The following is a 24,545-nucleotide window of genomic DNA, read 5'->3' on the forward strand; positions in this document are numbered from 1 at the left end:
CCCGGAGGTCATAGGTATGCAGTATTATGGTGATTTATTAAGAAAATTAACGAATTCAAATACGACAGAGATTTGTGAGTTTTTTGTGAAAAAATGTATGATGAATGCGCGAAATCACGCTGCTAATGAAGGCATGAAACGCTTCTTTATGGTTTGTGCCGTATCGGCCAATGATGGGATCAAAGAATTGCTGGTCAAGAATGACTTGACCTTCAGCGGCTATTGGGCGCATCGGCGATATTTCGCCAAGGTGAAAGATGCGGTGCCGGTTGTCGTCAAATCTTACCTATCCTGCTTGCTGTTGGTATTGGCGGCCCAGAAGGAATTGATCCGGGAGAAAACCGGATTGAGCGAAGCGGAGTTACTCCACTGGTGGTGTACGATTTTCAAGTATACTGACGAAGATAAAGCTCATTTTGACAAGATAGTAAAAAAAGCGGGATTCGGTGAGGCCGGTGTGAAAAGTATTTTTTCCGAGTTAAATGAGATTTGTCATAGACAATTAAACGGCGGTATGGAGGAAAATATCCCGTGTACTGAGGAAAATCGGGATTTCCTTTTATACCGGGTCGGGGAAGATGCTTATCGGCTGACCTTGCGTCTTCGGGAATGGCCTGGCTTGCAGTCTTGACTGCGGAGGGGTAAGGCGGAACGACTACGGATTCAGAAAAGAGGTTCAGATGACAATAGGATTGAAGGGCCCCGGATTGTATGTCCAGGGCGAAGGGGAATTGGACAAGCTGGGCAAATATGTCAAGAAAATGGGAACGAAGTTCTTGCTCATTTGTTCGCCCAACAATAAGAAAAGAGTCGGTTCTCGTATTGCCCGGTCGCTGCAGGAGGCGGGAAAAGAGCTCTCCTACTACGAGTTTGGCGGCGAGTGTTCAAAAGCGGCTATCGAAGCGGCGATGAACACAGCCGAAAGCGAAGGCTGTGATGCCGTTATCGGCGCCGGCGGCGGCAAGGCGATTGATACGGCAAAAGCGGTGGGCACGAACTTGGGCGGCATACCGGTCGTCATCGTTCCGACGATCGCTTCCAATGATTCTCCTTGCGCCGGCGTCGCTGTTATTTATAATGAAGAAGGCGCAGTGATCAAGGCGCTGATGATGAAACGCAATCCGGATATGGTTTTAGTCGATACCGGCGTCATTGCTGCAGCGCCGAAAAAGTATCTGGTTTCAGGAATGGGGGATGCGTTATCCACTTACTTTGAAGCCCGTGCCTGTTACCGCAGCGGCGCGAAAACGATGGCTCGCGGTACCTGTTCCATGACGGCGCTGACATTGGCGGAACTGTGTTATCAGACGTTATTGAAATATTCAGAAGAAGCTTTGGCGGCAGTGGAACGTCATCAGGTTACAAACGCGTTGGAAGCGGTCGTTGAAGCTTGCGTGTATTTGAGCGGCGTCGGCTTTGAATGCGGCGGTTTAGCGGCTGCCCATGCCATTAATGACAGCTTGGTTTTCATGCCCCAAACGCATGCCAGTTCGCATGGCGAAAAAGTAGCCTTCGGTTTGTTGGTGCAACTGCAATTGGAAAAAGCTCCGCAAGAGGAGTGGGATACTGTATTGCAATACATCCGTAAAGTAGGACTTCCGGCGTCTTTCGCCGATTTGGGCGTGTCTTCCGTCAGCGAGACGGAACTTAGACAGGTGGCTGAAGCAGCTTGTGCGCCTGCTCAATTTACTAAAAATGTCCGCCCGAACATTACGGCTGAAGAGGTGTATGAAGCACTGGTCAATGCCGACGCAGCCGGAAAGGGATAAGATGAACACAGCACTTGCTATAGGCTATTGATTGCAGCAGGGCCCGTGTTCCGACAGGATCCTTTTCAACATAGGGGGGAACGTGTATGTTCACGTTAACAGATAAGGCAAGAGCGTATGTAACAAAACGGCATGCGGATATTATCATAACGCATTCCTTTGAGCCTGCCGGCGGCGGATGTTCCTGTGTCGGCGATCGTATTTGGGGTAGCTATATCCCTCAAATTACATTGGGTGAAGTGAAAAATGAGGCAAACTATCAGTGTGAAATTGTTGACGGCGTCCGTATCTGGTATACGGACAAGCTGACTGTCAAACAAGGGTATGATTCCATTCGAATTATTCTGCGTTCCGTCATCGTCAACTCCTGGTTGGAATTGGAAGGAGCACAGGGAATTTCCGTTACACCCGATAAGGGTACGTTGGATTAGCGGTTTGCCCACAAATTGAGTCTAAGGTAGTGGTTGGCGCTGTTCCCTTACATGGGGACAGCGCTTTTACATGCGTTTATGGTATTGAGTCGCAGTTATCTATGCCTTCTCTTTTGCGTAAAATGTGGTATAATAATCATAATTATGATTTAAGACCATATACTAATAGTTGGTTGTATGCTAGGCATATTGGAGGATTTTGAATGGCAAGAGTTAAGATCACGGAGACGGTCCTGCGCGACGGTCACCAATCAATCGCCGCAACACGCATGCGGATACAACAGATGCTGCCCGTTCTGGAGGCCATGGATGAAGTCGGTTACAATGCGTTGGAATGCTGGGGCGGCGCGACTTTTGATACGTGCATGCGTTTTCTTGGCGAAGATCCCTGGGAACGATTGCGGACGTTGAAAAAGTATGTAAAAAAGACGCCGCTGCAAATGCTTTTTCGGGGACAGAACGTGCTCGGATATCGTCATTATGCCGATGATCTGGTGTACGAGTTCGTCAATCGCGCCGTTGATAACGGGATCGACATTATCCGTGTTTTTGATGCCCTTAACGATCCGCGCAATATGGAAGCGGCGATTCGTGCGGCTAACGATACCAAGGCGGTACACGTACAGGGTGCCATGGTCTATACGATCAGTCCGATCCACACGATGGAGATGTTTACGAATGTGGCGATCGAATTGCAGGAAATGGGCGTCGATTCTCTTTGCATCAAGGACATGTCCGGACTCCTGTCGCCGTATGATGCGTATAACCTCGTGCGCATGTTGAAAAAAAATCTTCACGTTCCGATTGAATTGCATACGCATTGTACCTGCGGTTTTGGTGAAATGACGTACATGAAGGCTATTGAAGCCGGCGTGGATATTATCGATACGGCGTTGTCGCCCTTTGGCGAGGTGACCAGTCAGCCTGCAACGGAATCGATGGTCATGGCGTTGCAGAACAGCATTTATGATACCGGTATTGATACGGAACGGCTCTGGCCTTTGGCGGACCATTTCAAAACGGTGCGCAAGGAATTGGCTGATGAATTTAAGCTGACCATGCCGAGCCAGATTAATCCGGCTGTCCGCAAATACCAGATCCCGGGAGGCATGTTGACGAATTTATACAATCAATTAAAGGATCAGGGGCAGGAAGATCGTTTTGATGAGGTGCTGGCAGAAATGCCAAATGTGCGCCGCGATCTCGGGTATCCGCCGCTGGTTACGCCGACCAGCCAGATTACCGGTTCGGCGGCGGCGTTGAATGTCCTGTTCGGCCGTTATAAAATGATCACGAACGAAGTTCGTGATATTGTGCGCGGTAAATACGGCCGTGTACCCGGGACGATTACCGACGAGTTCCGCAAACTCTGCATCGGTGACGAGCCGGTAATCGACTACCGGCCTGCCGATGATTTGGAACCGGAATTAGATAAAGCAAGGCAGGCTTTGGCGGCAGAGGGATTTTCCGACGCTTCGCCGGAAGACGTTTTAAGTTTCGCTTTATTCCCAGAAGTCGCGCTGCCGTTTTTCAAGGAGCGCCGGCAGAAGCTGGCGGCAGATAACGGATAGCGGGATGGCTGAGAGAGACTGTATTTTGGCAAGAAAATGCAGTCTCTTTTTTTGATGAAGCGGCGGAGCCGGCGGAAAAGTCACGGAATGTTTGTATTGACAACGCATATTTGATACGATAACGATATACTGTATTGCAGGAGGCGTGATGGCAATGACAAAGGAAGAATTGGCTTTGGCGTATAAACATCAGGGGAATAATTGCTGCCAGTCCGTATTGTTGGCTTTTAAAGAGAAAACGGGATTGTCCGAGACGATTTTACAGCGACTTGGGTCCGGCTTCGGCGGCGGTATGGCGACGACGGAAGAAACGTGCGGCGCTCTTTGCGGCGCCGTGATGGTGGCGGGATTGGCGGTGACGGATAAACGTACGGCGAGGAAACGGGCACAGCAATTGCAGCGACGGTTTAAGGCCTTGTCCGGTGCGACGGTTTGCCGTGTCTTAAAAGGTATTGACAGCGGCCAACCGCTTTGCTCCTGCGAGGAATGTGTACGGTACGGCGTGCGTATCGTTGAAGAATTGGATGATACGCCGCAATAAGGTGGAGTTCCTGTTTCGACGAAGGAAGGACATGAGGTCGCGTACGGACAGGTCGTTCTCCCCGTTCCGCTTGCGTCCGACGCTGTTTCAGCATCTATTCCAAACAAAAAAATTACGCCTCCGGCATTGCTGCCGATGGCGTAATTACTGGTCGGAACGGCGAGATTTGAACTCGCGACCTCTTCCACCCCAAGGAAGCGCGCTACCAAGCTGCGCCACGTCCCGTTAACGTTATTATTTTACTTGATTTACTAGGTCTTGTCAAGTAGAAGCCCTTCGTTCCCGCCGTATTTTCCGCGATAACCGGGGAAGACCGTAAGGTGACGATACGCTCGAGGATCGGACCGACTTGGGGCGTGTGCCGGAACGTTGTCGATGGAGAATTTTCCTGTCAGCATACGTTCCTTTACATATCGTTTGTGATGCCGCTGCGCCGGTATCATGCGCACAGCCGGCGGAGAAAAAGCCGCGGCAGTGGCGTATGCGTTACCGTGTTTTACAGGACGGGAAAAGAAAGGCTGCAGGCAGTATTTTTTGTTGAAGGAGCAAGCAGATGAGACGGTTTGTACATTTACATAACCATACACAATACAGTCTTTTTGACGGCTTGACGCGCATTCCGGAAATGGTAGCCAAGGCCAAGGAACTGGAGATGCCGGCCGTAGCGATTACGGATCATGGCAACATGTACGGCGTCATTTCGTTGTACAAGGAAGCGAAGGCGCAGGGCATCAAGCCGCTTTTAGGCTGTGAAGTGTATATGACGCGCGGCAGTCGCTTTGAGCAGAAGGGAAAGGAACGGCTCTGCCACCTGATCTTGCTGGCCAAGACGAAAGAAGGCTACCAAAATCTTGTCAAGATCGTATCGAAGGGCTTTGTTGACGGGGAAAACAGCTATCATCGTCCTCGTGTGGACTATGATTTGCTGGAGCAGCACCATACGGGGCTTTTGGCGCTGAGCGCCTGCATTGAAGGGCAGATACAGCAGGAGATCCTCAATCATAACGAAGCCGGTGCCAGACGGGTGTTGGAACGGATGATCGCCATCTTCGGCAAAGATGATTTTTACTTGGAAGTCCAGAATCATGGCCTGCCTGAAGAGGCGACGGTTCGCAGCGTTTTCCGAAATTGGTCGGAGGAATACGGTGTGAAACTGGTGGCGACCAATGATTTTCACTACCTGAACAAGGAAGATGCAGCGGCGCAGGAAGTAAAACTTTGTATTTCTACGGCCAGCACGTTGGATGATCCGAATCATTTCCGCTTTGCCAATCAGGAGTTTTACATGAAAAGCGGCGATGAAATGGAACGGCTTTTTCCGGATTTGCCGGAAGCGTTGGATACGACTTTGGAGATTGCCGAAAAATGCAATGTCGAAATTAATTTTGACGAACGTCACCTGCCGCAGTTTCCCGTACCTCAAGGCGAGACGGATGAGACGTATTTGCGCAAGCTTTGCGAAGCGGCGCTGCCGGTCAGGTACAAGCCGGTTACGGCTGCAGTGCGTCAACGTCTTGATTATGAGTTGGGCGTTATCAGTGATATGGGATTTCCGTCATATTTTCTCATTGTCTGGGATTATGTCAAATATGCCCGGGATCACGCTATTCCCGTCGGACCCGGTCGCGGTTCGGCAGCCGGTTCCGTCGTCGCCTATTTGCTGGGGATCACAGGACTCGATCCGCTGCAATATGATCTTCTCTTCGAACGCTTTCTCAATCCGGAACGGGTGACCATGCCTGATATCGATATGGATTTCTGTTATGAAAACCGCAGTCGGATTATTGATTATGTGACGCGAAAATACGGCAAAGATCATGTGGCGCAGATCATCACCTTCGGTACGCTGGCGGCCCGGGCGGTTCTGCGGGATGTCGGCAGAGTCCTGAATATTCCCCTCAGTGAGGTCAACCGTATTATGAAAATGGTACCGAACGAGCTGGGAATCACATTGGACAAGGCGTTGAAAATCAGCAGGGAATTTCGGAATGAATACGAAACGAAGCCGGAAGTACAGCGCCTCGTCAATTTCGGCAAAGCGCTGGAAGGACTTGTGCGACATTCTTCGACTCATGCCGCCGGTGTCGTGATTTCGGCGGCGCCTGTCGATGATTATGTGCCGATGCAGTATTCGAAAGAAGGCTATTTGACGACGCAGTACGATAAAGATATCGTCGAGGAACTGGGCCTGTTGAAGATGGACTTTCTCGGTTTGCGGACGTTGACCGTTATCGGTGATACGGTCAAGCTCATCAAGCAGAGCCGTCATGTGGACTTGGATATCGACGCCCTTCCCCTTGATGATCAGGCAACGTGCGCCTTATTGACGGAAGGCGATACGGCCGGCGTCTTTCAAATGGAATCGACGGGAATTACCAATTTGGTAAAAGACTTGGCGCCGCAGCATTTTGAAGATATGATCCCGCTGGTGGCGCTCTATCGCCCGGGGCCGTTGGGCAGCGGCATGGTCGACGATTTTATCAAAGGCAGTCATGGAGAAAAAACGGTTACTTACCTGCACCCCCTTCTGGAACCGATTCTGCGTGATACGTACGGCGTCATCCTTTATCAGGAACAGGTCATGCAAATCGCTTCGGTTATGGGCGGTTTCAGTCTGGGGCAGGCCGACCTGCTGCGGCGGGCCATGGGCAAGAAGAAAGAGTATATTCTGAAGGCTCAGCGCGAAGCCTTTCTGGCGGGGACTGAAACCAAGGGGATTGATCAGGAGATTGCCAACAAGGTGTTCGATCTGATGATTTATTTCGCCGGTTACGGTTTCAATAAATCGCATTCCGCCGCCTATGCCTACGTAGCCTGGCAGACAGCGTATTTAAAGGCGCACTATCGGCCGGAGTTCATGGCGGCTACGATGACGAGCATGATCAATGACGTCAGCAAGATCAGCTATTACGTTGCCGAATGTCGCCGTCACGGCGTGGCGGTCCTGTCACCGGACGTTAATGCCAGTATGGCCATGTTTTCCGTCCAGGACGGAAATATCCGTTTCGGCTTGGCCGGTGTCAAGAGCGTCGGCGAACATGCGATCCAAACGATTATTGAGACGCGGACGAAAGGAGGCGCCTTCACGTCGCTCAGCGATTTTTGCAGCCGTGTCGACGCCCGTGTCGTCAATCACCGGGCCATTGAGAGTTTGATCAAGTGCGGCGCCATGGATTCGTTCGGCAAAAAGCGGTCGCAGCTGATGGCCGTCATCGATCAGGCCATGTCGCTCGGCGCCATTTGCCAGAAGGATACGGCTTCGGGACAAATGGGACTCTTTGATACCGATGAGGTGGCGGCCGTAACGGAACTGGAATATCCTGATATCGATGAGTATCCGATGGACATGCGCCTGGCCATGGAAAAAGAATATGACGGCTTTTATTTCAGCGGTCACCCGTTGAATGCGTATGAAAAGGAAATGAAGGCGGTTACGCCGTTGGCCGCATTATATGCGGAAGACGGAGAGACTTATGACGGCAAGTCGATCAGTATCGGCGGCCTGGTTACGGCGCGGCGCCAGGTGCTGACGAAGCGCAATGAGCAGATGGCTATCCTTACTGTCGAAGATTTTACGCACGCCGTTACGGTCGTCGTCTTTCCGCGTGTTTATGAACGCTGTCTGAACATGACGACTGTCGACATGGCGGTTGCTGTTCGCGGCAAAGCGGATATTACCGATGATGCCGTGCAGATCGTTGCCGATGAGATCCGGCCGCTGGCGGCAGCGAAAGACGCGGCGCGGCAACTGCCGCACCGGCAGGCGCCTTTGCCCGGAACGGAATGGAAAGCAGGTGACGGAAGCAAATTGTTCATCAAGATTCCGGCGCATTTGGAACGGACGAATTTTGCCGAAGAGGTTGCCGGCGTTTTGCGTGAATACCCCGGCAGTGTGAAGGTGTATTTTCACTTTGCCGGCAGCCGGCGGACGATCCTTGCCGATAAACAGTATTGGATCACGCCGGGACGGGATTTGCAGGAACGCCTGTCGGGTATGCTGGGGAAGGGCGATGTCATCTTGCAGTGACGGTAGCGATTTGCCGGCAGCCATTGGCGCAGCATGCCTTGCGAAAAACGTCGCCTGATTCTTGCAAAGCGGCGACGCTTATGCTATACTATATCAGCATAGGTTTTGAATGAGTGATGAGAAGAGGTGTGAGTGGTGAAGGAAGGAATCCATCCGAAGTACGGTAAAGCCGTTGTAACATGCGCATGCGGCAATACGTTTGAAACCGGTTCAACAGCATCTGAACTGCGCGTGGAAATTTGCTCGAAATGCCATCCGTTCTTTACGGGTCAGCAGCGTGCCCAGGCGGCCCGCGGCCGTATCGAACAGTTTAATAAACGTTATGGTAAAAAAGGCTAAACAGCTGAATAGCGGCAATACAAGTGGACGGCAGAGCAGCAATGCTCTGCTCTATTTGTATGCAGAAGGGATTTTTGTATGAAGAAACCGATATATGTAGGCGGCCAAGCCGTTATTGAAGGCGTAATGATGCGTGGCCCTGAATATATAGCGACTGCCGTGCGGACGCCGTCTGGAGAAATTACGGTGAAAAAGGATCCGATCCGTTCCGTCGGTGATCGCTTTCCAATCTTGAAGAAGCCTTTTCTGCGCGGCTCCGTAGCGTTGGGTGAATCGTTGGTGTACGGCATGCGCAGTTTATCATACTCGGCCCAGGCGTCTGGAGAAGAAGATGAGCAGATGAGCGATCGGCAGATAGCGCTTACCATGCTCTTTTCCGCTGCACTGGCCATCGTCTTTTTTGTCGTCGTTCCGACGTTCGGTGCAAAATTTATTCCCGGCGTTGCGTCGGATCCTTTTCGTCTGAACATCGTTGAAGGCGTTCTGCGGTTGGTCGTTTTCCTGCTCTATATTTGGGGGATATCCCTGACCGGCGATATTCGCCGTGTTTTCGAATATCACGGCGCCGAGCATAAGACGATATGGGCATACGAGTCCGGCTTGGCGTTGACAGTAGAGAATGTACGTAAACAGAGTCGTTTGCATCCGCGGTGCGGTACGAATTTTCTGCTGATTGTCATGGTCGTTTCCATCTTTGTCTTCGCATTCTTAGGCTGGCCGTCTTTGCCGGTACGGATTCTGTCGCGCGTCGTACTGATGCCGGTTGTCGCCGGTATCAGCTATGAAATGATCCGCTTGGCAAGTCGTACGGAAAATCCGCTTGTCGCGGCTTTGTTCAAACCGGGTTTGTGGCTTCAGTACCTGACAACGCGCGAACCCCATGCCGACCAGATAGAAGTGGCGATCAGCGCGTTAGAAGCGGCGAAGCCGGCGGAAAAAGAAGTGACAGAAACGGCTTTTGCCGCAACAGTGCGGGAGCAATCGATCTGATATTTGAAAGTGAGGAACCGTTGGTGTTTATTGATAAGGTACGGGCAGTAGAAAATAAATTCATCGATTTGGAGCAGCGTATCAGTGATCCGTCCGTTATTGCCAGGCAAGATGAATGGCAGCGCCTGACACGTGAACATGCCGCATTGACGCCTCTCGTCGCGGCTTTTCGCAAGTATAAGGAGGTAACGGCGGCGATTGACGGCGATAAGGATATTCTTGCCGACAATGGCAGTGATGAAGAACTGGCGGCAATGGCCAAGGAAGAACTGATCGCCCTTGAAAAAGAACGGGATGCGCTGGAAGATGAACTGCACATGCTCATGCTGCCGAAAGATCCGCATGACGATAAAAATATTATTATGGAAATTCGCGGCGGCGCCGGCGGTGATGAAGCGGCGTTGTTTGCCGGCGATCTTTTCCGCATGTATTCGAAATATATTGAAAAGCAAAAGGGCTGGAAGGCGAGCATTATCAGTTCCAATGCGCCGGAGCTGGGGGGGGTTAAGGAAGTCATCTTTTCCGTTGAAGGGAACGGTGTGTACGGTAAGCTGAAATACGAATCCGGCGTTCACCGCGTGCAGCGCGTCCCCGTTACGGAAGCGGGCGGCCGGATTCACACGTCGACGGCGACGGTTGCCGTTTTACCGGAAGCGGAAGATGTCGAGGTCGAACTGAATATGGATGACGTGAGAACGGATTATTTCCGTTCCAGCGGCGCCGGCGGCCAGCATGTCAACAAGACGTCTTCCGCCGTGCGTATGACGCATATTCCGACGGGGATTGTCGTCGAATGTCAGGATGAACGGTCACAGCTCGAAAACCGGGCGAAAGCGGTGCGAGTCTTGAAGGCGCGCCTGCTGGACAAAGCGCAACAGGAAGCGACTGCCGAAGTAACGGAAACGCGGCGCAGTCAGGTCGGTACCGGCGACCGCAGCGAACGGATCCGTACGTATAACTATCCGCAGGGAAGGGTAACGGATCACCGCGTTAACGTGACTCTCTATAAATTGGAAAGCGTGTTGAACGGTGAAATCGATGAATTCGTCCAAGCTTTGGCGGAAGCGCGTCGTGCCGAATTGATGAAAGAAGCCGAAGCCAATGACTGAGCTTTGGACGATCGGCGCTCTTTTGCAGTGGACACAGCGTTTTTTTGCCGCCAAAGGAATTGATACGGCCCGTCTTGATGCGGAGCTTCTTCTTGCCCATGTCCTTCAAAAAGAACGCATTTACTTATACGCCCATTATGATGAACCTTTGTCGACGGGAGAGTTAGCGGCTTACCGCGAACTGGTCAGGAAGCGGGGACAGCGGTTTTCCGTTGCTCATCTTCTCGGAACCAAGTCGTTTATGGGGCTCAAATTTTCCGTAACGGAAAATGTTCTTGTCCCGCGGCCGGAGACGGAGCTTCTCGTTGAAGCGGTTTTGGAACGGGAACCGCGTGACTCTACGGCGGCCGTTTTGGACATCGGCACGGGCAGCGGCGCCATTGTTCTCAGCATTTGTCACTATTTGCCGCAGGCAACGGGGCTCGGTGTCGATATTTCGGCGGCAGCGCTGGCCGTTGCCGCAAAAAACGGCGCCGCCCTTGATCTGCCGCAAGTACGATGGCAGGAAAGCGATTTAACGGCGGCAGTCGGCACGCAGACTTTCGATTGGATACTTTCCAATCCGCCGTATCTGACGGCCGGCGATATGGCGGCGTTGGAGCCGGAAGTGAGACACGATCCGCAATTGGCGCTTTTCGGCGGCCCTGACGGGCTCGCCGTTTATCGGCGCCTGGCGGCCGTCATGGCGGAGCACTTGAAACCCGGCGGCCATTGCGCCGTTGAAATCGGCAGCGGTCAGCGCCAGGCTGTTGCCGCTATTTTTGCCGCTGTCGGGAACTATTCCGAAGTGACGGTGATTCCCGATTACGGCGGTATCGAACGGGTTCTTATTTGGCAGCGAAAAGAGCGAATATGATGAAAAAGACGAAGATAGTACGCATTACAGATGTTGAACGGGATCGGGAAAGCCTAAACGAAGCAGGGCGAATTATTCGCGCCGGCGGCCTTGTCGTTTTTCCGACGGAAACCGTTTACGGTATCGGCGCAAACGGTCTTGACGGTGATGCCTGCCGCAGCATTTACACGGCCAAGGGACGTCCCAGCGACAATCCGCTGATCTTGACGGTGCCGGATAAAAAAGGGGTCATGCAAGTGGCCAGAGAGCTGCCGCCTCTCGCCGAAGCCTTGCTGGATCGATTTTGGCCGGGGCCGTTGACCGTTATTTTTCCGCGTCGTCCCAATGTGCCGGATGCAGCTACCGGCGGCTTAGATACGGTAGCGCTGCGCTGTCCTGATCACGCTGTTGCCCGGGCATTTCTGCGGAGTGCCGGTGTTCCCGTGGCCGGTCCCAGTGCCAATCTGTCAGGCCGGCCGAGCCCGACGACGGCGGCGGAAGCGGCGCATGACATGGAAGGCCGTGTAGATATGATTATTGACGGCGGTCCCTGTCATATCGGCGTGGAGTCGACGATCGTGGAATGTACCGATGAACGGACTGTGACGATTTTGCGGCCCGGCGGTGTCACGGCGGCCATGCTCGGTGAAGTGGCGGAACGGGTTTTGGTCGATACGGCGTTGAGCGGTACTGCCGGCGTACCGAAGGCGCCGGGGATGAAATACCGTCATTATGCGCCGGCAGCAGCGATGATCGTTTATGTCGGCAGCGGTGAAGCGGTGGCGGCGGCGATTGCGGCGCAGCGCCGGGAAACGGCGGGAAAGCGTATCGGTTACCTCGTCAGCAGTGAGACGGCGGCAGTCCTGCCGCAGGAGAACTGTTATATCTGGGGCAATCGGGGCGATAAAGCGGCGTTAGCCAATCAACTGTACGGCGGGCTTCTTTTCTTTGACTCCCACCCCGTCGACCTGATCCTGGCCGAAGGCGTCGATGAGGACGGACTGGGTGCGGCTATTATGAACCGCATGGGTAAGGCTGCCGGCGGTCATGTTGTCGTGCTGTAAACAAGATGGTATAATAAAATCAATCATCATAAAGGAGGCTCATCCTATGAAATTAGTCATCGGAAGCGATCACGGCGGTTTCAAGTTGAAGGAAGAGATCAAGACATTTCTGACGGAAGAAGGGATTGCCTTTACTGACTATGGTACGTTGACGCCGGACAGATGTGATTATCCGGAAATTGCCAAAAAAGTCGGCGAAGCCGTAGCCTGCGGAACATTTGACCGGGGAATTTTGCTTTGCGGTACCGGTATCGGTATCGGTATTGCCGCCAATAAAGTGTCCGGGATTCGTGCGGCTTTGTGCCATGACACCTTTTCGGCGGAATACTGTCGCCGCCATAACGATGCCAATATTCTCACGATGGGAGAACGGGTTATCGGGCCGGGACTGGCGAAAGAAATCGTTCGTATTTTTCTGAAAACCGGCTTTGACGGCGGCCGGCATGAAATGCGCGTCAATATGATTAAAGAGATGGACAAATAAACGGACAGGTGAAAAAGGAGTTTATACATGGAAGTACAAGTAATGAATCATCCGCTGATTCAGCATAAAGTAACGTTGATGCGCAAGGTGGAAACGGGATCGAAGGATTTTCGTGATTTGCTTGAAGAGATCACGATGCTCATGGGGTATGAAATTACCCGGGATCTGCCCCTTGAGGATGTTGAAATTCAAACGCCGATTACGAAAATGATCGGCAAACAGATCAGCGGCAAAAAACTGGGGATCGTTCCCGTTCTTCGCGCCGGTCTCGGTATGGTGCAGGGCATGCTCAATCTGATTCCGACGGCAAAGGTAGGACATATCGGTCTCTACCGCGATCCGGAAACGTTGGAACCTGTCGAGTATTACTGCAAGCTTCCCGATGTCGATAATCGTGATTTTATTATCGTCGATCCCATGTTGGCAACGGGCGGCAGCGCTTCGGCCGCCATTACGCTGTTGAAAAACAGGGGGATTCAGCATATTAAGCTGATGTGTCTTGTTGCCGCTCCGAAGGGCGTGCAGCGGATCAATAACGATCATCCTGACGTCAAAATCTTTGTGGCGGCCTTGGATGAAAAGCTTAATGAACACGGCTATATCGTTCCCGGCTTAGGTGACGCCGGTGATCGTATTTTCGGTACGAAGTAAGTTGGTGTAATCGCCCAAGCAGCACTGGAATCTGTAGATTTCAGTGCTGCTTTTATACTATATTTTATACTATATACGTTGGATCTTGGTGTGCAGGCAGAGACTGCCTGTTCGATCTGAAAACGGAAAGGGGGGCGTCCCTTCTCCTTTTCGCAGATAGCGCGCGACCCCTTGTGTCTACTGGTATAGAAATAATGTATGCATACAATGTATAACTTGCCCGTTGTAGAGCTGTGACGCTATTTGATATAATGGAGACAAGAGTTGTGTTCTTTCGGGGACGTGCGAATATTAATGAGTAATGACGTGAAGGGAGGATGGTTATGTTGAAAAGACAGAAACAACTTATAGCGGCAGTCGGTATAGCGGCCTTTTTACTTGCGCCTCTCAGTGCAGGCGCCTTCGGACTCGGCAGTATAGGCGGCACAGGCAGTACAAACGGCCATATTTCCGGGAAGGCGGTTCCTGCCGGTGATGTGCGTGCCGTTCCGCGAATTGACAACAGCGGTTCCGACGGCGGCCGGTACGATCCTACGAGTTCGGAATGCGTGACGGGAACTGTCTATGATACGTCGGGCCGGGAAATGCCCCGTTGCCGCGTTGTCCTCATGGAGGGGAAAGGATCCAGCTATTTTGTGAAAGACGGCGTTGTTCATTCGACGGGGTTTTATGTCGCCGTAACGAACGACGACGGTTATTTTTCCATTCCCGTTAAGCCCGGATACAGTTATACTGTTGTTGCCTGGGACGGCAGCCTGATCGGTATTGCCCATACGGGCGCGCAGAAAGAGCCGCTTTCGGTAAAAATGAAAGATCAGGGCATGCAGGTTATGTTCAGTAAGTAAGACCGGCATTGCAGCCGGCAACGGTTCAGTTGACTGGGTGAATTTTGTATGGTTGGAAAGCCCCTGTCCGAAGAGATTATTCTCTTCGGACAGGGGGCTTTTGACGTGCCGTTCATATTGCCCTCATGTCGGTTACGATATACGGCGTTTCCTGGTAAACCAGGTTCAACCAGTTATGATAGAAAAGGTGGGCGTAGCTGCACCAGATGAAGGATGGCGTTTCTTCCGTGTTATCATTTGGATAATAATTTTCCGGTATGGCAATCGGCAGTCCTTTCTGCTTATCACGAATATATTCGCTTTCCAATGTTCGCCTGTCGTATTCGAAATGACCGAGGACAAAAAAACGGCGATAGTTTTTCGTACCGATAATGTTGATGCCATTTTTTGAATTGCGAGAGAGTACTTCCAGCTCCGGCCGATTGTAAACGGCAGTATCGTCAATTGCCGTATGCCGTGATTGGGGAATGAAGTAGCGATCGTCAAAGCCGCGCAGGAGAGGGTGGTTTTCGGCGGTCAGCTCATATTCATAAATCCCGAACAACTTTTCCGGCAGGCGTTGTTTGTCGATATGATAGTAATGATACAGCGCTGACTGAGCGCCCCAGCAGAAAGAGAGGGTAGAGAAGACATGCGTTTTTGCCCAGTCCAGATACCGGGTGATTTCCGGCCAATAATCAACGGCGGTGAAGTCAAGGGTTTCGACAGGCGCGCCGGTAATGATAAAACCGTCGTAGTAATCATTTTTGATGTCGGCGAAGACCAGGTAATTTTCTTCCAGATACGTATTGTCGACGTGAGAGGCGGCGTGTGTTGCCGTATAACAGAAATCGACTTCCACCTGTAGCGGTGAATCGCCTAAGAGTCGCAGCAGCTGAACCTCCGTTACCTCCTTCAGCGGCATCAGATTGAGGACGAGGATGCGGAGCGGGCGAATATCCTGGTGGACGGCTCGTCTGCGGCAAATTGTGCCGATCCCTTCGTGATGCAGTTTTTCCCTGGCGCTTAGTCCGTCTTTGATCGTAATCGGCATGGCTTTATTCCCCTCTCCGGTATTTTCTAAATCGCATCTAACGCTTGTTTTACATCGTCCAACAGGTCATCGATATTTTCGATGCCGACGGAGATACGAACCGTTCCCGGCGTAATGCCGCAGGCCTTCTGCGCCTCTGACGACAGCTGCTGATGCGTCGTCGACGCCGGATGGACGAGCAGTGATTTGGAGTCGCCTACGTTGGCGAGATCGGAAAATATCTCGGCCTTGTCGATAAAGGTACGAGCGGCATGGAAGCCGTCCTTCAGTTCAAAGGAAAAAATTGAGCCCGTTCCTTTCGGAAAATACTTGTCTGCCAGCGCTTTATACGGAGAAGACGGGAGCGAGGGGTAATTTACCTTGGCCACTTTCGGATGCTGATCCAGGAAGGCGGCGATTTTCCGGGCGTTTTCGACGTGACGTTCTACACGAAGCGATAAGGTTTCCGTTCCCTGGAGAAGGATCCAGGCGTTAAAAGGACTGATGCTGGGACCGAGATCGCGCAGCCCTTTGGCACGGATGCGGGTCACGAAGCCGGCATCCGGAATATCCTTGGCAAAGTTGACTCCGCCATAAGACGCGTCAGGAGAAGCGAGTTCCGGAAAACGTCCCGAGCCGGCCCAGTCGAAGGCCCCGTTTTCCACGATAACGCCGCCTAAACTCGTGCCGTGACCGCCGATAAACTTCGTTGCCGAATGGAGAACAACGTCAGCGCCGTGTTCCAACGGGCGGAAAAGATATGGCGTGGCGAAGGTATTGTCGACAAAAACGGGCAGGCCGTGTCGGTGCGCAATAGCGGCGATGGCTTCGAAATCGGGAATGTTGACGGCGGGATTACCGAGGCTTTCGAGATATATCAGCTTGGTTTTAGCCGTGATGGCGCCTTCAAAGGATGTTGGCTGATCAGGATCGGCGAAATGCGTCGTAATGCCAAGATGCTTGAAGGTTTCCGTAAACAGTTCAATCGTACCGCCGTATAACGTCGGGGCGGCGATGAGTTCGTCACCGGCGCCGGCAAGGTTCAGGACGGCAAGCGAAATGGCGGCGGCACCGGTTGCCGTAGCCAAGGCGGCTGTGCCTCCTTCCAAGGCGGCAATGCGTTTTTCGAACACTTCCTGCGTCGGATTGGCGAGACGCGTGTAAATATAGCCCGGCTGCGTTAAGGCGAATTGATCTTCGCCGTCTTGTGTGTTTTTGAACACATACGACGTCGTCTGGTAAATGGGTACGGCGCGGGCGCCTGTCGTCGGATCGGCAGATTGACCTGCATGTTGCTGTAATGTTTCAAATCGGTACGTTTTGCTCATGATGAATTCCCCCTAGATATCGTTTTAACCAACAGAATAACCAGCTTAATAGAGGCAATAAAAAAACTTCCATCCCCTGTAGGGACGGAAGTACCGTGTTACCACCCAATTTCGCTCGCCCTTTACAAGGCAAGCCTCTTCAGGTACGCAGGCGAAAGCCTTTAATACCATAGCGCTGTAATGGGCGCACCCAGATAACTTAACGATTCGGTTATCCGCTCAGAGGCCATCTTCCACGAACTTCCCCGCTCTCCCTTGCACCGATATGGGAGCTCTCTGTGCCGATTCCGTTCATGTACTCTTCTCTTCATTGCCGGGCTATCAAGTTGTTGACGTAAGTCTAGCACGATATATTTTCCTTGTCAACAAAAAACTGTCGGCAAACAGACGGCGACATGCGGAAAGTAGGCCGGATCGGCGTGTGCATTTTATGATATAGTAAATAAAAGAGTAGTCGCAAATTATTTTTGAAATACCTTTGGCCGCAGCATTGAAATCGCTGAAAGGTAAAAAATCCTTGACAATGACAAGGCAAATCTATAAAATAAATTAGTAAGCTTTTCACTTGGACTCCACAGCCCCGGAGAAAGAGGACCTAAAGCTTAAGGTAGCGTTGTATTAGGGAGGAATTGCAAGCATGAAAACTACATTTATGGCTAATGCAGGCAACATCGAACGCAAGTGGTTTGTTGTTGATGCAGAAGGCCAGACATTAGGCCGTCTTGCTGCCGAAGTGGCTAAAGTTCTTCGGGGAAAACATAAACCAACATTTACCCCGCATGTTGATACCGGTGATTTCGTCATCGTCGTCAATGCAGATAAAGTTGTTTTGTCTAGCAAGAAATTGATTCAGAAGACTTATTTCCATCATTCCGGTTATCCCGGCGGATCCACGTTTACGCAAGCCGGCCAGATGTTGGAAAAACATCCGGAACGAGTTGTTGAAATGGCAATTCGCGGCATGTTGCCGAAAAATAAATTGGGTGAACAGATGTATCGCAAACTGAATGTGTACGCTGGTGCAGAACACCCGCATCAGGCTCAGAAACCTGAAGTTTTGACGTTGGATATTCGATAATACCGGGAGGAAGATTTCATGGCAGTAGCACAATACTACGGCACTGGCCGTAGAAAGACATCCGTTGCCAGAGTTCGTCTGGTTCCGGGTCAAGGAAACATTACAGTCAATAAGAAGGAATTGAATGAATATTTCGGTCGGAAGACGCTGGAATTGGTTATTAAGCAGCCTCTCGTATTGACAGGCGTAAGCGAACAGTATGATATTATTGCCGATGTCAAGGGCGGCGGCCCTTCCGGTCAGGCCGGTGCGATCCGTCACGGCATCAGCCGTGCTCTCTTGGAAGTCGACGGAGATTTTCGTCAGGCTTTGAAGAAAGCCGGTTTTCTGACTCGTGACCCACGCGAAAAAGAACGTCGTAAATACGGTTTGAAAAAAGCACGTAAGGCATCTCAGTTCTCGAAACGTTAAGAACATTACAACTTTATGCAAGTACAAAACCGCATTGACACTATGTCTATGCGGTTTCTTTGTTTTATAGTACTTATAAATTTGAGTAAAAATAAGTAAAAATTTAACTGTAATACACGAACAATATACTTACAGTATACAATTGATTCCGTCGATAAGCTGCGTCAGTGTCTTGTGCGTATATACACGGTGCGTAATATCTCTGCTCTTGTGACCAAGAATTAATTGTATTACTTTTTTATTAACCCCGGCATCATCAAGTAGTGTCGCACAAGTATGACGTCCGTCATGCGGCTTGTGATCCATAGCCCTCAAGATTGGCGATCGTTGCCATACATACATCCGCAGTCGGTCATAGTTTAACATCGGTTTACCATCCGAGCTGTTCATGACAAGATATTCGTTGCTGTCGTTATACCAGTCTTTGATAAAAGGACTAATCCGATTATGTATGGGGATGGCACGGTTAATACCTGCGGCTGTTTTCATTCCTCCCATCATATAGCTCTCGTTAAGATGTACGTCTTTTATTTTTATCTTGAGCAGCTCTGTCGGTCTCATGCCGGTATAGATATAAACGAGTGCAAAGCGAGCGCCGATGTCATCGATATGCTGCCATAGTAGATCAATTTCATTGCGAGTAAATGGTTTATGTACACGGCTTTCAACGGCTGGCGGCAGTTTTGTAAGCTTGGCATAATCGGTATTGCATATCTCGTGTATAATACAAAACTTGTATAGCTGACTGATTAATATCCGGATATTTTTCTTGGTTGAATATCCTAATTTACAAGTATCAATTACGTCCTGGATATGATACGCGCGGATATTGGTAAATTGCATATCATTTAATGCTGATGCGTGCTTAAATGCGGACGTATACGTATTAGGTACCGGATCATCTTTATATCGTTCCTGCGCCCATTTTTGATAAATATCAGCAAAAGTAAGTTTATGTGTTTCCAGGTCATACGGTGATTTATTATAGATCTGCAATGCTTCCAGCGCTTCCTGCCGTGTTTTGTAGTACCCAAGGTATTTGAATACTTGCTTGCCGTCGTCTGTCCAGTACACCGTTATTCGGGCGCCGTATGGTTTTCGTCGTTTGCCGGCTAGTTTTACGACAGAGCCATAACCGTTTGGTAATCGCATAAAAAAATCAGCTCCTTTATTGTAAATGAGGGGCTGATTTGTGATATACTTATAGCGTAATCAGCCCTTGGTTAGGTGGATTATATTGCCGGTGATATTGGTAGTATCTCCGGCGCTCTCCCTCATTCTGTTGGTAGCAGAGTGGGGGAGTTTTTTTATTTCTTTAAGCTTAATATGATTTTACGGCCTTCTTTATCCTTTGATAGCTTACCTTCATCGACAAGCTCTTTACATAGTTTTTTGCCATACGATTTATTATTGGGGAAGAGACTATTAACTATATTGGCTTGCGGAATTGCTTTGAATCCAATCGCTGACATAATAGCTTTTTTATCTTTGGCTTTTGCTTTTTCAATGGCTCTAGCCTCAGCCTTTTCTTTTTTTTCTTCAAACTTTTCTAAGTTATTTTCAGCATAATCATTACGCAGGAAATCTTCGAGTTCCTCTTTAGCGTTTTCAAAATCACGATCATGCAATGAATCGTATTCATCAGCACCATATTGCCCATAGTCATAACAGAACTTTTTAAAATTAGATAATATTTCTTGGACTTTGTCTACTAAAGGGATAATTTTATTAAGTTGATATTGTTCTCGAATTTCATCCATTAAATCACCAACTTTTTTATCGTACTTTTCTTCTTTATTGACAAAGCCATCAGTACTAAAGTAATTAGTGTTAGTATATATCTCATATGGCGTTAACTGGGGCTCTGAGATATGGCTAAGAACATCGTCTATTTGGGCTTGAGATAGTATAAAAGGGGCTAATTCCTCTTGGCGCTGACGTATTTCTTCTTCACGGTTTCTATTAGCTTCATCTATCTCTTCCTGTGTGTGCGGGACATCTGAAAGAAGATGTTTTTCCATGGCAAACCTACACATGTGCTTACAGGGATAGTCATAGTCGCTATCTTTTCTGTTTTGAAAATCAAGACAAGAACAGGTAAATAAAGTCGTTCTATATGGTCTTTTTTCACTCCCTTGTACTATACAGCTATCGCCTTCGACTATTACATTTTTAGGGGGAATCCATTTGGCCCGGTCTATTCTATTTTGGAAGTTATGGTTATTTTTGTTCATCCAAAACGACCAGTATACATTTACAGGGTTTTCATGTGATCGTATTGCTTGTTGTTTTATGTCAGCATGAACAGTTTTCTCTATGGTTGGAGTAGAATGCGCCCCTGTTTTGCTAAAGATCTTTTTGAATATATTAAACATCTTGGGTATTCCCCCTATGGTTTAAACAACATGATAGAAAAAATCCATATCTTTCGTATCGTCTATAAATTCACTGCGACGAATCATTTCTTCAATGAGGGTTAATAAAAAAGAAGAGAACTACTAGGCATTGGCCATAGTAGTTCTCTTCGCATCATTAGTATGTGCGGGTAAACCGCTTATGGCCATATTATATAGTGGTTAGCTTAGCATGTCAAGGTTATAAGTAGTAATTATGTAATGCTTGACTTATTTTATCGAGTGTTTTTGAATCGACTCGAATGTTGTATAGTGGATCGAATCGATTTAACGGAAACTTAATTCGGATTTTGCTTAGTGTTCTTATTTGAGATGTGATGCCAATACTTTGTTTTTTAAATTTTTTTGATTCTCCTGCAATGACTTTCACGTTGTTCATGTTGCGAAGTATGCGATCTTGCATTTTCTTTAACTCATCGTCTGGGATATTACGTGATTCTTGTAGGGCAGTTTTCAGTGTCGCACTACCGTGAAAAATTGCACCTAATAAATCAAAAGAATCTTTTTTTAATGAAAATCCTTCCTTTGCGGCTTGGGTAAAAAGGCTTTCTATACGCTTGTTGTGGTCTCGCAAAAGGGTTTTAAAGGTTTTTATTCTGTGACGACGAATGCTTTTGGCTACCAGTAAATGACTACGAATTGCTTGATATATTTCATCGTCAAATAGAATGTCCGTTTTATAGTAATTATTATCTTTATAGCTTTTTATGGGTAATACAGATACAAGAGGATTGAATGTGTTAGAAGAGTGAAGCACTATTGCATAATGAAGTCCACCAAATTCAGAACCTAACGGTAAGCCAAAATCTATTTTTATAATAGAACCCCTTTTTAGAGAAATAAAACGCTGGTTATTCATCTGATGGAATTTCTTTTCATTTTTTAGTTTTGATAGTTGTTCAGATAGCCCATAATATAAGACCGCTAAATACTGGCGTTGATTACATGATAGTGTGGCTATGTTTGCAAGGAGAATTGGCTTATTTTGTATATTTTTTAGGTCAGTCTTTTTTCTTGTTTTATTATTATCTCCCATAAAGAACAGCTTCATTCCTTTCTAAAATGATCGTCTTAATTCAATAACTTTGCCAATAATCTTTACGGGGAGCTGCTGAATTTCTTCGTTTGTATAGAAGACCGGCAAGAAGGAAGAGACATTATCACCAATAAGTGTGATACCTGCAGAGGATTTTTTAATTCTTTTTACAGTTCCTTCTGCGCCATTAACTAATACGACAGCAATTTCATTTGATTCAACATCAGGTTGCTGACGAATAACTAAGACGTCACCTTCTGTAAAAGTTGGTTCCATAGAGTTTCCTTTGACTTTTAAACAAAAGAAGTCGCCGGTAGCAGCTAGTTCTGCAGAAATCTCCTCATAGTCAAGGATATCTTCGATAGCATCAATGGGTATACCGGCTATGACATATCCTAGTACAGGAATGCGGACAGATTGAAGTTTTTCTTTTGACGGATTAGTCTTATATTTCTCTTCAATTAAATCTGCCTTATTAATATTAAAATATTTGGCCAAGGATTCAATTTTATCGATTCGTGGATAATTAGTACCAGTAAGCCAACTTGTGAAGGTCGTATAAGACAATCCTAAATCCTTACAAATCTCGTTTCTTGTTTTGCTGTAGAATTCCATATAATAAGATAAATTTTTTGCAAAAATTTTTTTATTTCCTAAATCGCTATTCATCGGCTGCTCTCCTTTTTTCTTCATAATACATTATAACTGTAATTAAATCAAGAACAACAATAATAAATTACAGTTTAACTATTGACATTACATTTAAACTGTAATAGACTGTAATTGCAAAAGGGAGGTGATTGTAATGAGTGGAATTAATTCTATTACTTTAAAAGCTGCCAGAGTTAACAGAGGATTAAGTCAGTGTGAAGCAGCGAAAATGATAGGAGTTAGTGAATTTACTCTAATTAATTTTGAAGCTGGTAGGACTTTTCCTACAGTACCAATAATAAAAAAGATAGAAGCTGTTTATGGCGTTCCGTATCATCAGATTAATTTTTAAATTTAATTTTATTCGCATAAATTACAGTTTAAATGTAATAAAACTAACGAAAAGGAGAAGATGCCGGTAAAAATAATATGGCCATCGAGCAATCGAAAGGAGACAGGGAGGTGAGAGGAATGGAAGATAAAGAAAAAGAACCCTGCGGGAACAGGGTCCGGATGACCGGGAAGAAGCAAATAACGCTTCGTCTGCCGGATGAGCTGTACGAAGCGTTGAGAGCGGAAGCGAAAAAAACAGGTATAAGTGTGAATGAATTGATCTTAATAAAAATTAATCCTTTGGAAGCGAATTTTTTGGATCACGAGCCATAATGTATTGCCTGAGAGCGTATTCAATTTCTTTGTTTACCGACCGACCATTTTCTTTGGCCAGCTGTTTCATCTTCGCCATTATTTCCTCGTCAATCCTTAGAGGATAAGGGTTTGCTTGTGCCATAATATCACACTCCTTTTAGATATCAAAATTATATCATTACACGACATCACTAACAAGATTCTAAAAGATATCGAATAGATATTTACAATGGGCGGAATACGACGTATAATATCTAACAGATAGTAAAAAGATATCAAAAAGGAGAGGAAAATGAAAGAATCTTTTTTGTTGCGAATGCCTGAAGAGATAAAGCGATGGCTTACTGATGAAGCAGTCCGCCGAGGATTATCACTGAATGGGTTAATTATGGCTATTTTAAGTGAGTATTGCAGACAGAGACAAGAAAAGGATACTGGTACATGAACCAAAGAGGGAAGGAGACAAGGAGAATGGAAGACAAAGAAAAAGAACCCTGCGGGAACAGGGCTCTGAAAATTATCCGTATGATTTTTGCCGATTGTGCTAAGGTGTCAATGACTGATATGCAGCAAGCTACCCTATACCGTTTGTATTTTGTCATAGGATGGAGCGTTTTTATTGGGATTGTCCAGGTGTCAATTCTCATAGGTATTTGGGTATCAAGATACTAGCGAGGATGCTTACTGCACCGCATCGTGATGGCGACATACCTATCTGGTTTGCGATAACCTTCGTACCGATTTCAGTGATTATATCAGGAAAGGAAGGTACCTATGAAAATATCTATTGCTGAAGCAGCAAAACGCATGGGCAAGAGTATGCCGTTTGTCCGTATCGGGCTGCAAAGAGGGCTATTACCCTTTGGGGAAGCATTTAAAACGGACGAAAAGAATACCCGGTATAACTATCATATCAACGCTGCAAAATTTGAAAAGTATATGAGAGGAGAGTTATAAGTCATGCACTGTTGGTATTGCGGCAAGGAGCTAGAGCCGTATCAGTGGTGCTTTGTTGTAACTGCGACGGGCCGACTTGCTCCGGTTTGTAAAGATGATCGGACTTGCTGTCCGAAAAGTATTCAGGGGCATGGTGAGAAGCCTAGGCTAAAAAGGCAGCCTCGTAATAGTAAATTAAGAAAGGAGACTACAACATGAAATATCAAAAGATTCCGGCGTGGGTCAATCACGAAGCATCGTATCCGAGTATTCCGGACTGGGTTAATCAACTGCCGGCAGAGCAGGAAGCGGGGCACTAGGAGGCGAGCACATGACGAGCAAGGAAAAGCTGGCCATTGTATTGCAATTAGTGAA

28 protein-coding genes, 1 tRNA gene and 1 other annotated feature are annotated in these 24,545 nt (G+C 48.2%); of the genes, 21 read left to right on the forward strand and 8 right to left on the reverse strand.

Annotation, left to right across the window (positions count from 1 at the left end; all coding sequences use genetic code 11):
* Positions 1-85: 85 nt before the first annotated feature.
* From HMPREF1250_RS05695 to HMPREF1250_RS05715, 5 genes are all read left to right on the forward strand, one after another.
* Positions 86-631, forward strand: coding sequence for a hypothetical protein (locus tag HMPREF1250_RS05695; protein ID WP_231391293.1), 546 nt, complete (start codon positions 86-88; stop codon positions 629-631).
* Between the two features lie 49 nt (positions 632-680).
* Positions 681-1,769, forward strand: a complete 1,089-nt coding sequence (locus tag HMPREF1250_RS05700) for a glycerol dehydrogenase (RefSeq protein WP_023053671.1) — start codon at positions 681-683, stop codon at positions 1,767-1,769.
* Between the two features lie 86 nt (positions 1,770-1,855).
* The gene (locus HMPREF1250_RS05705; RefSeq protein ID WP_023053684.1) at positions 1,856-2,200 is read left to right on the forward strand and encodes a hypothetical protein; all 345 of its coding nucleotides are present in this window, start codon (positions 1,856-1,858) and stop codon (positions 2,198-2,200) included.
* A gap of 203 nt (positions 2,201-2,403) precedes the next feature.
* Positions 2,404-3,771: a pyruvate carboxylase subunit B gene (locus tag HMPREF1250_RS05710; RefSeq protein ID WP_023053689.1), complete on the forward strand. Its 1,368-nt coding sequence runs from the start codon at positions 2,404-2,406 to the stop codon at positions 3,769-3,771.
* Positions 3,772-3,919: 148 nt separating this feature from the next.
* Entirely contained in the window at positions 3,920-4,312 is a 393-nt protein-coding gene (locus HMPREF1250_RS05715) for a C-GCAxxG-C-C family protein (protein ID WP_023053703.1), read from the forward strand.
* 148 nt (positions 4,313-4,460) lie between these two features.
* Here HMPREF1250_RS05715 and HMPREF1250_RS05720 read toward each other — a convergent pair.
* A tRNA-Pro gene (locus HMPREF1250_RS05720) sits at positions 4,461-4,537 on the reverse strand.
* A 328-nt stretch (positions 4,538-4,865) separates the two neighbouring features.
* Here HMPREF1250_RS05720 and HMPREF1250_RS05730 point away from each other — a divergent pair.
* From HMPREF1250_RS05730 to HMPREF1250_RS05770, 9 genes are all read left to right on the forward strand, one after another.
* On the forward strand, positions 4,866-8,339 hold the full coding sequence (locus HMPREF1250_RS05730) for a DNA polymerase III subunit alpha (protein WP_023053702.1): 3,474 nt from the start codon (positions 4,866-4,868) through the stop codon (positions 8,337-8,339).
* A gap of 135 nt (positions 8,340-8,474) precedes the next feature.
* Positions 8,475-8,678 (forward strand): 50S ribosomal protein L31, encoded by a 204-nt coding sequence (gene rpmE / locus HMPREF1250_RS05735; RefSeq protein ID WP_023053693.1) that lies wholly within the window; start codon positions 8,475-8,477, stop codon positions 8,676-8,678.
* A gap of 78 nt (positions 8,679-8,756) precedes the next feature.
* On the forward strand, positions 8,757-9,668 hold the full coding sequence (locus HMPREF1250_RS05740) for a DUF1385 domain-containing protein (RefSeq protein ID WP_023053679.1): 912 nt from the start codon (positions 8,757-8,759) through the stop codon (positions 9,666-9,668).
* Positions 9,669-9,691: 23 nt separating this feature from the next.
* Entirely contained in the window at positions 9,692-10,777 is a 1,086-nt protein-coding gene (gene prfA, locus HMPREF1250_RS05745; protein WP_023053667.1) for a peptide chain release factor 1, read from the forward strand.
* Positions 10,770-11,633 (forward strand): peptide chain release factor N(5)-glutamine methyltransferase, encoded by an 864-nt coding sequence (prmC, locus tag HMPREF1250_RS05750; protein ID WP_023053675.1) that lies wholly within the window; start codon positions 10,770-10,772, stop codon positions 11,631-11,633. The genes prfA and prmC overlap by 8 nt, the downstream gene beginning before the upstream one ends.
* Positions 11,633-12,676: an L-threonylcarbamoyladenylate synthase gene (locus HMPREF1250_RS05755; RefSeq protein ID WP_036242827.1), complete on the forward strand. Its 1,044-nt coding sequence runs from the start codon at positions 11,633-11,635 to the stop codon at positions 12,674-12,676. The genes prmC and HMPREF1250_RS05755 overlap by 1 nt, the downstream gene beginning before the upstream one ends.
* Positions 12,677-12,722: 46 nt before the next feature.
* Positions 12,723-13,160 carry a ribose 5-phosphate isomerase B gene (rpiB, locus tag HMPREF1250_RS05760; protein ID WP_023053664.1) on the forward strand — a complete coding sequence of 146 codons (438 nt, stop codon included), beginning with the start codon at positions 12,723-12,725 and terminating at the stop codon, positions 13,158-13,160.
* Positions 13,161-13,187: 27 nt separating this feature from the next.
* Positions 13,188-13,811: a uracil phosphoribosyltransferase gene (gene upp, locus HMPREF1250_RS05765; RefSeq protein ID WP_023053687.1), complete on the forward strand. Its 624-nt coding sequence runs from the start codon at positions 13,188-13,190 to the stop codon at positions 13,809-13,811.
* A gap of 323 nt (positions 13,812-14,134) precedes the next feature.
* A complete protein-coding gene (locus HMPREF1250_RS05770; protein WP_023053704.1) occupies positions 14,135-14,656 on the forward strand; it encodes a carboxypeptidase-like regulatory domain-containing protein in 522 nt (173 codons plus the stop codon).
* 112 nt (positions 14,657-14,768) lie between these two features.
* Here the strand turns inward: HMPREF1250_RS05770 and HMPREF1250_RS05775 are convergent, their stop codons facing one another.
* The gene (locus HMPREF1250_RS05775) at positions 14,769-15,689 is read right to left on the reverse strand and encodes a homoserine O-succinyltransferase (protein ID WP_023053678.1); all 921 of its coding nucleotides are present in this window, start codon (positions 15,687-15,689) and stop codon (positions 14,769-14,771) included.
* Between the two features lie 26 nt (positions 15,690-15,715).
* Positions 15,716-16,996, reverse strand: a complete 1,281-nt coding sequence (locus HMPREF1250_RS05780) for an O-acetylhomoserine aminocarboxypropyltransferase/cysteine synthase family protein (protein WP_023053683.1) — start codon at positions 16,994-16,996, stop codon at positions 15,716-15,718.
* Positions 16,997-17,073: 77 nt separating this feature from the next.
* Positions 17,074-17,316 (reverse strand) — a binding site (T-box leader).
* Positions 17,317-17,633: 317 nt separating this feature from the next.
* Here HMPREF1250_RS05780 and rplM point away from each other — a divergent pair.
* On the forward strand, positions 17,634-18,074 hold the full coding sequence (rplM, locus tag HMPREF1250_RS05785) for a 50S ribosomal protein L13 (RefSeq protein WP_023053698.1): 441 nt from the start codon (positions 17,634-17,636) through the stop codon (positions 18,072-18,074).
* Between the two features lie 18 nt (positions 18,075-18,092).
* Positions 18,093-18,485 carry a 30S ribosomal protein S9 gene (gene rpsI, locus HMPREF1250_RS05790; RefSeq protein ID WP_023053665.1) on the forward strand — a complete coding sequence of 131 codons (393 nt, stop codon included), beginning with the start codon at positions 18,093-18,095 and terminating at the stop codon, positions 18,483-18,485.
* A 129-nt stretch (positions 18,486-18,614) separates the two neighbouring features.
* Here the strand turns inward: rpsI and HMPREF1250_RS05795 are convergent, their stop codons facing one another.
* The 4 genes from HMPREF1250_RS05795 to HMPREF1250_RS05810 form a co-directional block, all read right to left on the reverse strand.
* Positions 18,615-19,637, reverse strand: coding sequence for a tyrosine-type recombinase/integrase (locus HMPREF1250_RS05795; protein ID WP_023053712.1), 1,023 nt, complete (start codon positions 19,635-19,637; stop codon positions 18,615-18,617).
* A gap of 155 nt (positions 19,638-19,792) precedes the next feature.
* Entirely contained in the window at positions 19,793-20,860 is a 1,068-nt protein-coding gene (locus HMPREF1250_RS05800) for a hypothetical protein (protein WP_036242829.1), read from the reverse strand.
* 220 nt (positions 20,861-21,080) lie between these two features.
* Positions 21,081-21,935, reverse strand: coding sequence for a type II toxin-antitoxin system PemK/MazF family toxin (locus HMPREF1250_RS05805; protein ID WP_036242830.1), 855 nt, complete (start codon positions 21,933-21,935; stop codon positions 21,081-21,083).
* Positions 21,936-21,956: 21 nt separating this feature from the next.
* Positions 21,957-22,604: a LexA family protein gene (locus HMPREF1250_RS05810; protein WP_023053666.1), complete on the reverse strand. Its 648-nt coding sequence runs from the start codon at positions 22,602-22,604 to the stop codon at positions 21,957-21,959.
* Positions 22,605-22,740: 136 nt separating this feature from the next.
* Here HMPREF1250_RS05810 and HMPREF1250_RS05815 point away from each other — a divergent pair, with 136 nt between their 5' ends.
* The gene (locus HMPREF1250_RS05815) at positions 22,741-22,938 is read left to right on the forward strand and encodes a helix-turn-helix transcriptional regulator (protein ID WP_036242832.1); all 198 of its coding nucleotides are present in this window, start codon (positions 22,741-22,743) and stop codon (positions 22,936-22,938) included.
* A gap of 119 nt (positions 22,939-23,057) precedes the next feature.
* The gene (locus HMPREF1250_RS05820; protein WP_023053714.1) at positions 23,058-23,252 is read left to right on the forward strand and encodes a ribbon-helix-helix protein, CopG family; all 195 of its coding nucleotides are present in this window, start codon (positions 23,058-23,060) and stop codon (positions 23,250-23,252) included.
* On the opposite strand, the gene HMPREF1250_RS12295 is transcribed toward HMPREF1250_RS05820, so the two are convergent.
* Positions 23,212-23,376, reverse strand: a complete 165-nt coding sequence (locus tag HMPREF1250_RS12295) for an Arc family DNA-binding protein (RefSeq protein WP_023053695.1) — start codon at positions 23,374-23,376, stop codon at positions 23,212-23,214. The two genes, HMPREF1250_RS05820 and HMPREF1250_RS12295, sit on opposite strands and share 41 nt — an antisense overlap.
* A gap of 132 nt (positions 23,377-23,508) precedes the next feature.
* Between HMPREF1250_RS12295 and HMPREF1250_RS11630 the strand changes: the two genes are divergently transcribed.
* From HMPREF1250_RS11630 to HMPREF1250_RS05830, 3 genes are all read left to right on the forward strand, one after another.
* A complete protein-coding gene (locus HMPREF1250_RS11630) occupies positions 23,509-23,679 on the forward strand; it encodes a toxin-antitoxin system HicB family antitoxin (RefSeq protein ID WP_268802366.1) in 171 nt (56 codons plus the stop codon).
* A 26-nt stretch (positions 23,680-23,705) separates the two neighbouring features.
* Positions 23,706-23,906, forward strand: coding sequence for a hypothetical protein (locus HMPREF1250_RS05825; RefSeq protein WP_036242834.1), 201 nt, complete (start codon positions 23,706-23,708; stop codon positions 23,904-23,906).
* 102 nt (positions 23,907-24,008) lie between these two features.
* Positions 24,009-24,191: a hypothetical protein gene (locus tag HMPREF1250_RS05830; protein ID WP_023053706.1), complete on the forward strand. Its 183-nt coding sequence runs from the start codon at positions 24,009-24,011 to the stop codon at positions 24,189-24,191.
* Positions 24,192-24,545 lie beyond the last annotated feature (354 nt).

The organism is Megasphaera vaginalis (ex Srinivasan et al. 2021) (assembly GCF_000478965.1).
GTDB classification, from domain to species: Bacteria; Bacillota; Negativicutes; order Veillonellales; family Megasphaeraceae; genus Megasphaera; species Megasphaera vaginalis.